An 11,847-nucleotide genomic window follows, 5' to 3' on the forward strand; every position below is an offset into this window, starting at 1 on the left:
ACAACCGGGGCGGGAGACGGGGCGGCGACTCGCGGAAAGAGGATCAGGTCGCGGCGCGCTTGGCCTCCACGACATCCCAGACCTTGCCGGCGATGTCGGGGCCGCCGAGGCGGGCAACGGCGCGGATGCCGGTGGGGGCCGTCACGTTGATTTCCGTCAGGCAGCCGTCGATGACGTCGATGCCGACGAGGATCAGGCCCTTCTCGCGCAGGGCCGGGCCGAGGCGGGCGCAGATCTCGCGCTCGCGCGGGGTGAGGTCGGCCTCGCGCGCCGCACCGCCACGCACCATGTTGGAGCGCAGGTCGCCTGCCTGCGGCACCCGGTTGACCGCACCGGCGAACTCGCCGTCGACCAGGAGGATGCGCTTGTCGCCCTTGGAGACCTCCGGCAGGAAGCGCTGGATTACCCAGGGCTCGCGGAAGGTGGCGGCGAAGAAGTCATAGAGCGAGCCGTAATTGAGGTCGTCGGCGGTGATGCGGAAGACCGCCGCCCCGCCATGTCCGAACAGCGGCTTCATGACGATGTCGCGGTGCTCGGCGCGAAACGCGTCGATGGCGTCCCGGTCGCGGGTGATCAGCGTTTCGGGCATCAGGTCGGCGAATTCGGTGACGAACAGCTTTTCCGGCGCGTTGCGCACCGATGCGGGGTCGTTCACCACGAGGGTCTTCGGGTGGATCTTCTCCAGCATGTGGGTCGCCGCGACATAGGCCATGTCGAAGGGCGGATCCTGCCGCATCAGGATGACGTCCATCTCGGAAAGGTCGGTGAGCCGCTTGTCCCCGAGCGAGAAATGGTTGCCCGGCTCGTCGCGCACGGTGACCGGCTCGAGCGCCGCCGTGACCGTGTCGCCGTTCATGGCGAGCCGCTCCGGCGTGTAGTGGTGCAGGACGTGGCCGCGCGCCTGGGCTTCCAGCATCAGCGCGAAGGCGCTGTCGCCGGCGATGTTGATGCTGGAGATGTGGTCCATCTGGACCGCGACCTTGAGGGGACGGGAGGTCGGCTTTGTGGAAGACGGCATGGGAGGGTCTCCGGCGCCCGGACAGGCGGATGGAAAAAACGGGACAACGGTCCCGGAAGGGTTGGAGAGCATATGCGATCCGTAAGGGGCTTTGTCCAGTCGCAGCCCCTGCGCGGCGCCTCCCGGGCTCAGTCGGGCGGGGCGGGGAAGGCGTCGACGACATGCTCGGGCAGCCGCCATGGCAGGACGAGGATCGCGTCGAAGCGCAGCGTTGCAGTGCCGAGGTCTTCGCGGCTGGCGCACCAGGACCGCGCCGCCGACGCGATCCGCCTCCGGGCGCGCGGGGTGATCGAGGCAAGGGCCTGGTCGCGGGAAGTGCGCGCCTTTACCTCGACGAAGGCGATGGTCGCCCCGCGTCTTGCGATGATGTCGATCTCGCCGCCCCCTGCCCGGTAGCGGCGGGCGAGCACCCGCCAGCCCTTGAGTTGCAGGAGCGCGGCGGCAAGCGTCTCGGCGCGCAAACCGAGGCGATAGGCGCCGCGCCTCCGTCCGCTTGGCGTGTCCGGGCGGTCGGGGCGTGTCATGGCGACCTCTGCGCGGACTGTTCAGGCGGCGGGCTGGAACATGGCGGCGAGGATCACCGCGAAGACGGTCACCAGGAACCCGCCGGCGGCCAGCTTCCAGGCATCGCGACGGTGATGCAGGCCGGGCCAGCCGAGCGGCTTGATCAACTGGATGGCGGCGACGGCGGCGAAAAACACCATGATGATCTTGGTCACGCGCGTCTCCGGAAAGCGGGCCGATGGCACGGCCGTTGGTGCCGGGTTGGCCTAGCATGCTTTCCGCCGGCCGGCAAAACCGGGCGCTCAGCCGGCCTTGATCGCCAGGGCGCGGGCGTAGAGGTCTTTGCGGTCAAGACCGGTCAGTCCGGCGACATGCTTGGCGGCGCCTGCGGGTTTCATTGTCTTCAGGGCCGCGCCGAGCAGCGCGTCTGCATCGGCGGCTTCGGCAGCCGGGCGGGCCTCGGGCGGCGCGATGACGACGACGATCTCGCCCTTGACGGTTTCGCCGTCAAAGCGCCCGGCCAGTTCCCCGAGGGTGCCGCGCTCGAAGGTCTCGAAGCGCTTGGTCAGTTCGCGCGCCACCGCAGCCTGACGCGAGTCCCCCAGAACCTCCGCCATGTCGGCGAGCGAGGCGGCAATCCGGTGCGGGCTTTCGAACAGGACAAGCGTGGCAGGGAGCGCTTCGAGCTCTTGCAACCTGGTACGGCGCTGGCCGCTTTTCTGTGGCAGGAACCCGGCAAAGCAGATCGTGTCGGAAGGAAGTCCGGACCCCACGAGAGCGGCCAGCGGCGCATTGGCGCCGGGCACGGGAAAGACGCGGTGCCCTTCCTCGATCACGTCGCGCACCAGCCGGTAGCCGGGATCGGAGACGAGCGGTGTGCCGGCGTCGGAGACGAGCGCCACGACCTTTCCCTCGGCAAGCGCGGCCATCAGTTTCGGCTTCGCGCGCTGGGCGTTGTGCTCGTGATAGGCGGTCAGCGGCGTCCTCAACCCGAAGCGACGCATCAAGGTCGCCGTCACGCGCGTGTCCTCGCAGGCGACGATATCGGCGGCGGCCAGCGTCTCCAGTCCGCGCAAGGTCATGTCGCCGAGATTTCCGATCGGCGTCGAGACGATGTAGAGCCCGGCCTCGATTCGAGGCGCGTCCAGCCTGTGTGCGCCGATGAAGAAGGACCGGTCGCCTTGCCCGCCCGTTTCGTCCTGCGCGGCCGGGTCGCCCGTGCCGTCGTCGTCTGGGGTCGTGTCTGGGTCGGGAGACGTCATGGCGGGTCCGGAGCGGGAGGCGGGGACCGGCGCAGCGCAAGGCGGCCGGATCGATCTCGTCCGTTTTGACAGGAATCACCTGCAAGGCCAAGCTGGCCAGCGAAGGTTTGCAGCGCGCCGGGCGTGCTGGTAAGCATTTGCGGGAACGCAGCGCGCGAGGATCGCGCGCAGGCTGCCCGCGGCGGGGTGGCAGATCGCGGACATGGACTGCCGATACGGGGAGATCGGGCCCAGTGCTTCGAATCGTGAAAGAGACTTTCCGCCTCGCGCGCGGGCGACGGGCCGCCCAGGGGCTGGCGCTTGGCGCGTCGATGGCACTCGCCGGCTGTTCCGGATCGAGCCTTGGCGAATATCCGGGTTATCCTTCCACGCCGTCCGGCCAGCCGCCGGTCAGCGGTCAGACCATCGGTACCGGGTCGGTCCGCGTCGCCATGCTCCTGCCGATGAGCGGTGGTGGCAGCGCGACCTCCATCGCCACCGTTTTCCGCAACACCGCCGAACTGGCCCTGTCCGACTTCCAGGGCGCCGACATCCAGATTCTCGTCAAGGATACCGGCGGGACGGCGCAAGGCGGTCAGGCCGCCGCCCAGGCCGCGATCGCCGAAGGGGCGGAGCTGATCATCGGTCCGGTCTTCGCACCGGCCGTCGGCGGTGCCGGATCGGCCGCGCGCTCGGCCGGAGTGCCGGTCGTTGCTTTTTCCAGCGATGAATCCGTCGGCTCGCGCGGGGTCTATCTGCTGAGCTTCCTGCCGCGCAGCGACGTGGCGCGGATCGTTTCGCATGCCGCGCGCCAGGGCAAGCGCTCGTTCGCAGCGCTCCTGCCTGACGATACATACGGCGCGGTGGCCGAGGCGGCGTTCCGCCAGGAAGTCGGCCGGGCCGGAGGCCGTATCGTGTCGATCGAGCGCTACACCCTGCAGGGCAACGACACATCCGATATTGCCGCCAAGGCCGGGCGAATCGCGGCCAACGCAGCCCAGATCGACGCGATTTTCGTTCCCGCCGGCAATGTCGCGCCCTTCGTGGCGCAGACGCTGACCACTGGCGGCGTGAACCTTGCCACGACCCGGCTCCTGGGCAGCGGCCAGTGGGAGACGCCACAGGTGCTCAACGCCTCGCCGTTGACCGGAGCCTGGTATCCGGGACCCGACAGCGCGGGCTTCCAGGCATTCGCCGATCGCTATCGCAGCACCTATGGCAGCCAGCCGCCGCGCAACGCATCGCTTGCCTATGACGCGACGATCCTCGCCGCGGGGCTGGTGCGTTCGGCGGGCCAGGCACGGTTTTCCGAACGGGTCCTGACCAACCGCGACGGGTTCCTTGGCATCGACGGCGTGTTCCGCTTCGAACGGAACGGTGGCAACCAGCGCGGGCTTGCGATCTACGAGGTCACGGGGTCGGGATCGCGCGTTGTCTCGCCGGCGCCGCGCGCGTTCGGCTCGGGAAGCTGACGCTGCTCCGAGCGAACCGTTGCCGGCCGGCATTCGGCGTCTGAACCGGGGGAGTGAGCCGGGTGGATCTTTCGCAAAAGCGCATTCTTCTCGTTATTGGCGGCGGCATCGCCGCCTACAAGAGCCTCGACCTGGTGCGCCGCCTGCGCGAGCGCGGCGCCCGTGTGCGCGCGGTTATGACGGAAGGTGCGCGCCAGTTCGTCACGCCCATGGCGGTCGGCGCACTGACCGGCGACAAGGTCTTCACGGACCTCTTTGATCGCGACGACGAGCATGATGTCGGCCATATCCGCCTGTCGCGGGAGGCCGATGCGATCATTGTCGCACCGGCCACCGCCGACCTGATGGCGAAGATGGCGGCCGGGCTCGCCGGCGATCTTGCGACTGCGGTGCTGCTCGCCACCGACAAGAAGGTGCTGCTTGCTCCGGCCATGAACCCTGCCATGTGGAATCATCCGGCGACCCGGCGCAATGTCGCGCGGCTCGCGGCCGACGGTCTTGCCCTTGTCGGCCCGAATTCCGGCGAGATGGCCGAGAGTGGCGAGGCTGGCATCGGCCGCATGGCCGAGCCGCTGGAGATCGTCTCGGCACTGGAAGACATGCTGTCGCCGGTGGCGCCGAGCCTTGCCGGCCGCCATGTCCTGATCACGTCCGGCCCGACCCATGAGCCGATCGATCCGGTGCGGTATATCGCCAACCGTTCGTCGGGCAAGCAGGGCCACGCGATCGCCGGCTGGATGGCGCGTCACGGTGCCAGGGTGACGCTGGTCAGCGGCCCGGTGACGTTGCCCGATCCGCCGGGCGTCGACGTGATCAGGGTCGAGACGGCGCGCGAGATGCTGGCGGCGGTCGACGCGGCGCTGCCCGCCGATGTCGCCGTGATGGCGGCGGCGGTTGCCGACTGGCGCGCGGCGGAGGCCAGCGGCCGCAAGATCAAGAAGGACGGCAGCGGCGAGGTGCCGGCGCTGGCGCTGGCCGAGAACCCTGACATTCTCGCGACCGTGGGGCGTCACGCGACACTGCGCCCGCGTCTTGTTGTCGGGTTTGCCGCCGAGACCGATGCGGTTGTCGACAACGCCCGGGCCAAGCTTGACCGCAAGGGCGCCGACCTGATCGTTGCCAATGACGTTTCCCCCCAGCATGGCGTGATGGGCGGGGACGCGAACACGGTGCGTCTCGTCAGCCGCGAGGGTGTCGAAGACTGGCCGACGCTTCCCAAGGACGAGGTCGCGCGGCGGTTGGTCGCCGAGATTGCGCGGCGGCTTACCTGATCCGGCGTGGACGAGCGGGGCGAAGCGCTTGATCCGGGCGCTGTCCGATGCGATCACCGCAACGGGGGAACCCCTCCCGCGCCGTTCCCGAAGCTGCCGACCCGGAAAACGCCATGACCCTTCCCGTTCAAGTACGCCGCCTGTCCCATGGTGCCGACCTGCCGCTGCCCGCTTATCAGAGCGAGGAGGCCGCCGGCCTTGACCTTCTGGCCGCCGTCGAGGCGCCGCTGGTGATCGCACCGGGCTCGCGGGCGCTGGTGCCGACCGGGATTGCCATTGCCCTGCCGCCGGGAACGGAAGCCCAGGTCCGGCCGCGCTCGGGGCTTGCCGCGCGAAACGGCGTCACCGTTCTCAACACGCCGGGGACGGTGGATTCCGATTATCGCGGCGAGATCAAGGTGATCCTGATCAATCTTGGCCATGAACCCTTCACCGTGGAACGTGGCAGCCGCATCGCGCAGATGGTCATCGCACCCGTTTCCCGGGCAAGTCTTGTCGAGGTCTCGGTTCTCGACGAGACGCGCCGGGGAGAGGGCGGGTTCGGATCGACCGGGCATCATTGACTGGGCGACGTCCGGCTCCGGCAGGTCTTCTGTGAAATTTCGTTCCGGAAATCGGGGGATTTCGGGCATCCCGTTCCAATCTTCGGGGATGGCTGGTTGGCCGGGGGTCTCGCCAGCGTCGCAGTCAGTGCCTAGATTGACCGGAGAACGAGATGCCGGGCGCGACGCGGCCCGGCCAAGCAGGGAGCCTCGCATGAGCGACAAGAAACCCGGCCGCGGCCGCATCTATGCCTCGATCACCGAGACCATCGGCGACACGCCCCTCGTCCGGCTTGACCGGCTCGCGCAGGATGCCGGCGTCGAGGCGGAAATTCTCGGCAAGCTCGAGTTCTTCAACCCGATCTCCAGCGTCAAGGACCGCATTGGCGTCTCGATGATCGAGGCGCTGGAGGCCGATGGCAGGATCGTTCCCGGCAAGACGACCCTGGTCGAGCCGACATCCGGCAACACCGGCATCGCGCTCGCCTTCGTGGCTGCCGCCAAGGGCTACCGGCTGATCCTGGTGATGCCCGAGACCATGTCCATCGAACGGCGCAAGATGCTGAAGCTGCTCGGCGCGGAGCTGGAGCTGACCGAAGGGCCCAAGGGCATGAAGGGTGCGATCGCCCGGGCGGAGGAACTGGTCGGCGAGATCGACAACGCGGTAATGCCGCAGCAGTTCGAGAACCCGGCCAACCCGGATATCCACCGCCGTACCACCGCCGAGGAGATCTGGAACGACACCGACGGCAAGGTTGACGTCTTCGTTTCCGGCATCGGCACGGGCGGCACGATCACCGGTGTCAGCGGCGTGCTGAAACAGCGCAATCCGGATCTCCATGTGGTCGCCGTCGAGCCCACCGACAGTCCGATCCTGTCCGGCGGAAATCCCGGCCCGCACAAGATCCAGGGGATCGGCGCCGGCTTCGTGCCGGGTGTGCTCAACACCAAGGCCTATGACGAAGTTGTCACGGTCGCCAATGACGAGGCCTTCGAACTGGCCCGCAAGGTGGCCCGCATCGAGGGCCTGCCTGTCGGCATTTCTTCGGGCGCGGCGCTGGCGGCGGCGCTGAAGGTCGGCGCGCGCCCCGAAATGAAGGGCAAGCGGATCGTTGTGATCATCCCCTCCTTCGCCGAGCGCTATCTGTCCACGGCGCTGTTCGACGGACTGGACTGAGGCGTCGCCGCGTCTTTCGGCGGCATGCAGGACAGGCGATGACGGCGGGGAATGACCCCGCCGTTTTCGTTCCAGGACAGCTCAGCGAATGGTTACGGCGGTTCCCGTCGCGCTGACCATCAGCATGGAGCCGTTCTGGCCGACGGTCTCATAGTCGAGATCGACGCCGATCACGGCGTTGGCGCCAAGCTGAGCGGCGCGTTGCTGCATCTCGCCAAGGGCGATCTCGCGGGCTTTCATCAACTCTTCCTCATAGGCGCCGGACCGGCCGCCGACGATGTCGCGTATGCCGGCGAAAAGATCCTTGAAGATGTTGGCGCCGAGAATGGCCTCGCCCGTGACAATCCCTTTGTAGTCGGAAATCTCGCGGCCCTGCAGCGTGTTGGTCGTTGTGATCAGCATCGGTCGGTGGGTCTCCCGTTGTCCGTACGCTCGGGAGATGGCGTCGGTGCGCGCCGGTATCAAGCCGGAGCTGGATCAGGGCTTGGGTCCCATCAGCCGGTCGATCGGCACATAGTCGTCGGTGAGCACCGGCGGATCGAGTGTTGCCACCAGCGTGTCGATACGCGCCGCCGGCATCCGCCCGAGGATGCGAGCACTGCTCCCCGGCGCATCCGGCGGCAGCACGAAGCGGGCCTGCGGCGTGGGGGTGCGGCCGGCGACGAGCACGAATGTGGTGCGTCCGCCGGCGGTGAAGTCCTCCGCCTCCACCCAGACCTCGACCGTGTCGAAGACCTCGCGCAGCGTGCGAACGGTTGCGGCGAGTGCTTGCAGCCGGTCCATGTGGTCGATCAGGTTCATCGCGTAGAAGCCCTCCGGCGCGAGGGCCGAACCGACCTGCGAATAGAACTCGCGCGTCACCAGATGCGCGGGAACCGCGATGTCGGTGAAGGCGTCCCCGATGACCAGTTGCAGGCCGCTGTATCCCTCCAGAAGGGCGCGGGCGTCGCCGTGACGGACGGTGAAGCGCGTCGGGTCGACGCCGAAATCCGATGCAGCGACGCGGGTAACCTGCGGATCGATCTCGGCAACGACAATGCCGGGTCGCGGTGTCCCGGCCGCCCAGGCGCGGGGCAGGGTCAGCGATCCGCCGCCGATGAAATAGGCGCGTTCCGGCAGACCGCCGAGACGCGCGCGCGTCACCGTGTCGATGATCGCCGCATAGGGCATCACCAGCCGCGCCGGGTCGTCGAGCACGTTGATGCCGTGGCCCAGGTGATCGAGCACCATCAGGCGTGTCGGGGCGCCGAAGTCAGTGGAAACGTCGAGCGAGCGGATGCAATAGTAGCGGCTCTCCACCATGCAGGCGCTGGTCGTCAAGGCCGGTCCCGCCGCCACTGCCGCCAGCGACAGAACGGTGGCGGCAAGGCCCGCCCGCAGCGTCGCTCGGCCGCCCTGTTCCGGTTCGCGGCGCGCCATCCACAGGCAGACCAGCGCGAAGCAGGCATAGGCGGCTGCCACCGCGATCAGCGTCCAGGCGGTTCCCATCCAGGAAATGAAGAGGTAGCCGGCGGCCAGCGTGCCGGCGATGGCGCCGATGGCGGAGACGGCATGCAGGGCTCCGAGCGCGCGGCCGCTCTGTTCGCGGCCCTCGATGGCGAGCCGCGCCAGGATCGGTGAGGGAATGCCCGCGGCGAAGGAGGGCAGGAAGAACAAAAGGCCGGTCAGTGCGACAATGCCGGCAACCGGATCCGTGAGTGTCGACAGGACCGGACCCGAAAGATAGCGGAGCAGCGGCAGCGCGGCGATGGTGGCGACAGCGCCGAGTGCGCCGGAGATCGCCAGCCAGCCGAGACCGGAGCGGGCCGGCCGGTCGGCGACGAGCCCGCCGGCCCAGTGACCGGCGGAAAAGCCGGCGAGCACCACCGCGATGACGGCCGTCCATGTATAGAGGGACATGCCGACGTAGGGCGCCAGCATTCGGCCGGCGACGATCTCGACCACAAGACCGGCGGCCGCAACGAGGAACTGCGCGGCAAGCAGGAAGGAGAAGGGCACGACAGGTGGGACCGGTTGCGCGCCAAGGGGCGGGACAGTGTCGTTCATGCAGCGCAGACTAGCCCTCTCGCCGCATCTGGCAAAGCACCCGCTGCGCCGAAATTGCACGAATTCGAAACAGCGGATGCGACGCGGGGTGACTTACGCCTGTGGCGGGCCGATCCGATCCGGATGGGCGTCGGCAAAGGCCGCCATTTCGTTGCATGCAGCGTCAATGGCGACGAGACGCGGCAGGGGCGTGAGATCGATCCCCCAGCGCCGGGCATTGTACATCTGCGGCACAAGGCAGAGATCTGCCAGTGTCGGCGTGTCGCCATGGCAGAAGCGCCCGGTCGCGGGATGGTCGAGCATCCGCTCCAGAGCCGAAAGCCCCTTCGAGATGAAGGTCTGCATCCAGGTCGCCTTGGCGGCATCGCCGCCTCCGGTGAGATCGGCCACGTGCGAGGCGACCGAAAGGTTGCAGACCGGGTGGATCTCCATGGCGATGGCGTGGGCAAGCGCCCGCACCCGGTGCCGGCCGCCGGCATCACCCGGCATCAGTGACGATGTCTCAGGGTGGGTCTCGTGGAGATACTCGATGATCGCCAGCGACTGGGTGAGGTCGTGGCCGTCGACCGCCAGTGTCGGAACGAGGCCTTGCGGATTGCGCGCAAGGTTGTCGTCGGCCCGGTGCGCGCCGGTCAGCAGGTTGACGGCGACCGTGTCGTGCTCGATGCCAAGCAGGTTGAGCGCGATGCGCACCCGGTAGCTCGCCGAAGAGCGCCAGTAGTCGTAAAGGACGGGTCGGGTCACGGGTCTCTCCCTGGATCTGAAGGGCGCCTGTCGGTGGCGCCGCCGGCCCGATATCGCACGGCCGGAACCCGGGGCCAAGCCTTGCGTGGTTGCCGCAGCGGCAGCCCGGCTTTCGGCCATTGCGACAAAAAATTTGACTATTTGGTCAAAATTCGGCCCAATGACATTCGGCGGACCCGCACCCGAGAAACGAGGCGCGTGCCGCATGCAATCGCCAGAGATGGCGCTGGACGAAAACGGGCCTCCTTCCGGACCCGAGAAAAACCGCGAAACCGCACGTCCCGCGCCCTGGAGCATCCGGCTTTCGCCGGAGACGGAAACGTTGCTCCAGCATTGAGGCCGGTCAGTTTTCGCACGCTCGATCGTCACGATTGAGCGTCGGCTGACCCAGAGGGGTAAATCAGCGCCGGGAGCCGCCAGAGACGGCCCGGCCAATGCGGAGGTGCAGCCATGGCTGACGCGCTCGTTAGTCCCGACATTCGCGCGGGGCGCCTGACGGCGGACGATTATCTGGAGAACTTCGACGACCTGCACCCGCCGCTCGGCGTGCACGAGGCGCGGGTCGAGGCGGATCGCTGCTATTTCTGCTACGACGCGCCCTGCACGATCGCCTGTCCGACATCGATCGACATTCCCAAATTCATCCGGCAGATCTCGACCGGCAATCCGCTCGGCTCGGCGAAGACGATCTTCGAGCAGAACATCCTTGGCGGGATGTGCGCCCGCGTCTGTCCGACGGAGACGCTGTGCGAGGAAGCCTGCGTGCGCAATCTCGCGGAGGACAAGCCCGTCGCCATCGGCCTGCTGCAGCGGCACGCGACGGACACCTATTTTGAACGCGATGAAAAGCACCCCTACGAGCGAGCCGCTTCGACCGGCAAGCATGTCGCCGTCGTCGGCGGCGGTCCGGCGGGTCTTGCCTGTGCCCATGCCCTGGCGCGCCAGGGTCACGATGTCACCATCTTTGAGGCCCGGCCGAAGCTCGGCGGTCTCAGCGAGTTCGGCATCGCCGCCTACAAGACCACCAACGATTTCGCCCAGGACGAGGTCGATTTCGTCCTCTCCATCGGCGGCATCTCGGTGGAGTGTAACAAGGCGCTCGGGCGCGACATCACGCTCGAGGCCCTGCGCCGCGACCATGACGCGGTGTTCCTTGGAGTGGGGCTTGCCGGCGTCAATGCGCTCCGGGCGGAGGGTGAGGATCTTGCCGGCGTCATCGATGCCGTTGCCTATATCGCCGACCTGCGCCAGGCGAGCGACCTTTCCACCCTGCCCATCGGCCGCAAGGTCGTGGTCATCGGTGGCGGCATGACGGCCATCGACATCGCCGTGCAGGCCAAGCGCCTTGGCGCCGAGGAGGTGACGATCGCCTACCGGCGCGACCGGGAGGCGATGAAGGCCAGCGCCTACGAGCAGGAAGTCGCGCTCACCAATGGTGTCGTCATTCGCGAGTGTCTGGCGCCCAGGCGCCTGATCGGCGAGGCCGGACATGTGCGCGCCATCGAACTGGAGCGGGTCGTCGCAGACAGTTCCGGCCGGCTTGCCGGTACCGGCGAGACAGTGACGCTGGAAGCGGACCAGGTCTTCAAGGCCATCGGGCAGACCTTCGTGCCGGACGGGCTCGGCGGGGCGGACGCACTCCGGCTCGATGGCGGGCGGATCGACGTCGATGCCGACCGCCGCACGTCGCTGCCCGACGTGTGGGCCGGCGGCGACTGTATCGAGGGCGGCGAGGACCTGACGGTCGCCGCGGTCGAGGACGGCAAGATCGCCGCCGCCGCCATCCATGCGGCACTGAGCGCCTGAGGCGCCGCCCGCAGTCCCGCTTTTCC

Annotated in this window: 12 protein-coding genes; 5 read left to right on the top strand and 7 right to left on the bottom strand. The window is 68.1% G+C overall.

Annotated elements, in window-relative coordinates:
* Positions 1–43: 43 nt before the first annotated feature.
* The 4 genes from gshB to rsmI form a co-directional block, all read right to left on the bottom strand.
* The gene (gshB, locus tag RBB46_RS04865) at positions 44–1,018 is read right to left on the bottom strand and encodes a glutathione synthase (RefSeq protein WP_306027775.1); all 975 of its coding nucleotides are present in this window, start codon (positions 1,016–1,018) and stop codon (positions 44–46) included.
* Positions 1,019–1,146: 128 nt separating this feature from the next.
* A complete protein-coding gene (locus RBB46_RS04870) occupies positions 1,147–1,542 on the bottom strand; it encodes a YraN family protein (protein WP_306027776.1) in 396 nt (131 codons plus the stop codon).
* 21 nt (positions 1,543–1,563) lie between these two features.
* Entirely contained in the window at positions 1,564–1,737 is a 174-nt protein-coding gene (locus tag RBB46_RS04875; protein WP_306027777.1) for a hypothetical protein, read from the bottom strand.
* Between the two features lie 87 nt (positions 1,738–1,824).
* A complete protein-coding gene (gene rsmI, locus RBB46_RS04880; protein WP_306027778.1) occupies positions 1,825–2,784 on the bottom strand; it encodes a 16S rRNA (cytidine(1402)-2'-O)-methyltransferase in 960 nt (319 codons plus the stop codon).
* 233 nt (positions 2,785–3,017) lie between these two features.
* On the opposite strand from rsmI, the gene RBB46_RS04885 reads away from it, so the two are divergent.
* The 4 genes from RBB46_RS04885 to cysK all read left to right on the top strand — a co-directional run bounded on the left by RBB46_RS04885 (position 3,018) and on the right by cysK (position 7,225).
* On the top strand, positions 3,018–4,235 hold the full coding sequence (locus RBB46_RS04885; RefSeq protein ID WP_306027779.1) for a penicillin-binding protein activator: 1,218 nt from the start codon (positions 3,018–3,020) through the stop codon (positions 4,233–4,235).
* A gap of 62 nt (positions 4,236–4,297) precedes the next feature.
* Complete coding sequence (gene coaBC, locus RBB46_RS04890; protein WP_306027780.1) at positions 4,298–5,506, top strand: bifunctional phosphopantothenoylcysteine decarboxylase/phosphopantothenate--cysteine ligase CoaBC; 1,209 nt, start codon at positions 4,298–4,300, stop codon at positions 5,504–5,506.
* A 113-nt stretch (positions 5,507–5,619) separates the two neighbouring features.
* Positions 5,620–6,069 carry a dUTP diphosphatase gene (gene dut / locus RBB46_RS04895; protein ID WP_306027781.1) on the top strand — a complete coding sequence of 150 codons (450 nt, stop codon included), beginning with the start codon at positions 5,620–5,622 and terminating at the stop codon, positions 6,067–6,069.
* A 193-nt stretch (positions 6,070–6,262) separates the two neighbouring features.
* The gene (gene cysK / locus RBB46_RS04900; protein WP_306027782.1) at positions 6,263–7,225 is read left to right on the top strand and encodes a cysteine synthase A; all 963 of its coding nucleotides are present in this window, start codon (positions 6,263–6,265) and stop codon (positions 7,223–7,225) included.
* 81 nt (positions 7,226–7,306) lie between these two features.
* Here cysK and RBB46_RS04905 read toward each other — a convergent pair whose 3' ends face one another.
* The 3 genes from RBB46_RS04905 to maiA all read right to left on the bottom strand — a co-directional run bounded on the left by RBB46_RS04905 (position 7,307) and on the right by maiA (position 10,015).
* Entirely contained in the window at positions 7,307–7,627 is a 321-nt protein-coding gene (locus RBB46_RS04905; RefSeq protein ID WP_306027783.1) for a heavy metal-binding domain-containing protein, read from the bottom strand.
* Positions 7,628–7,702: 75 nt separating this feature from the next.
* Positions 7,703–9,271 carry a fused MFS/spermidine synthase gene (locus RBB46_RS04910; protein WP_306027784.1) on the bottom strand — a complete coding sequence of 523 codons (1,569 nt, stop codon included), beginning with the start codon at positions 9,269–9,271 and terminating at the stop codon, positions 7,703–7,705.
* Between the two features lie 93 nt (positions 9,272–9,364).
* The gene (gene maiA / locus RBB46_RS04915) at positions 9,365–10,015 is read right to left on the bottom strand and encodes a maleylacetoacetate isomerase (protein ID WP_306027785.1); all 651 of its coding nucleotides are present in this window, start codon (positions 10,013–10,015) and stop codon (positions 9,365–9,367) included.
* A gap of 450 nt (positions 10,016–10,465) precedes the next feature.
* Between maiA and RBB46_RS04920 the strand changes: the two genes are divergently transcribed.
* On the top strand, positions 10,466–11,821 hold the full coding sequence (locus RBB46_RS04920) for an NAD(P)-dependent oxidoreductase (RefSeq protein ID WP_306027786.1): 1,356 nt from the start codon (positions 10,466–10,468) through the stop codon (positions 11,819–11,821).
* Positions 11,822–11,847: the final 26 nt, after the last annotated feature.

The sequence above is a fragment of the Stappia sp. MMSF_3263 genome, from assembly GCF_030733745.1.
In the GTDB taxonomy this organism is placed as follows: Bacteria; Pseudomonadota; Alphaproteobacteria; order Rhizobiales; family Stappiaceae; genus Stappia.

Bases quoted from the DNA above. Each gene is read 5' to 3' on its own strand.
- gshB (WP_306027775.1), bottom strand. From the start codon at position 1,018: ATGCCGTCTTCCACAAAGCCGACCTCCCGTCCCCTCAAGGTCGCGGTC.
- RBB46_RS04870 (WP_306027776.1), bottom strand. From the start codon at position 1,542: ATGACACGCCCCGACCGCCCGGACACGCCAAGCGGACGGAGGCGCGGC.
- rsmI (WP_306027778.1), bottom strand. From the start codon at position 2,784: ATGACGTCTCCCGACCCAGACACGACCCCAGACGACGACGGCACGGGC.
- dut (WP_306027781.1), top strand. From the start codon at position 5,620: ATGACCCTTCCCGTTCAAGTACGCCGCCTGTCCCATGGTGCCGACCTG.
- cysK (WP_306027782.1), top strand. From the start codon at position 6,263: ATGAGCGACAAGAAACCCGGCCGCGGCCGCATCTATGCCTCGATCACC.
- RBB46_RS04905 (WP_306027783.1), bottom strand. From the start codon at position 7,627: ATGCTGATCACAACGACCAACACGCTGCAGGGCCGCGAGATTTCCGAC.
- RBB46_RS04910 (WP_306027784.1), bottom strand. From the start codon at position 9,271: ATGAACGACACTGTCCCGCCCCTTGGCGCGCAACCGGTCCCACCTGTC.
- RBB46_RS04920 (WP_306027786.1), top strand. From the start codon at position 10,466: ATGGCTGACGCGCTCGTTAGTCCCGACATTCGCGCGGGGCGCCTGACG.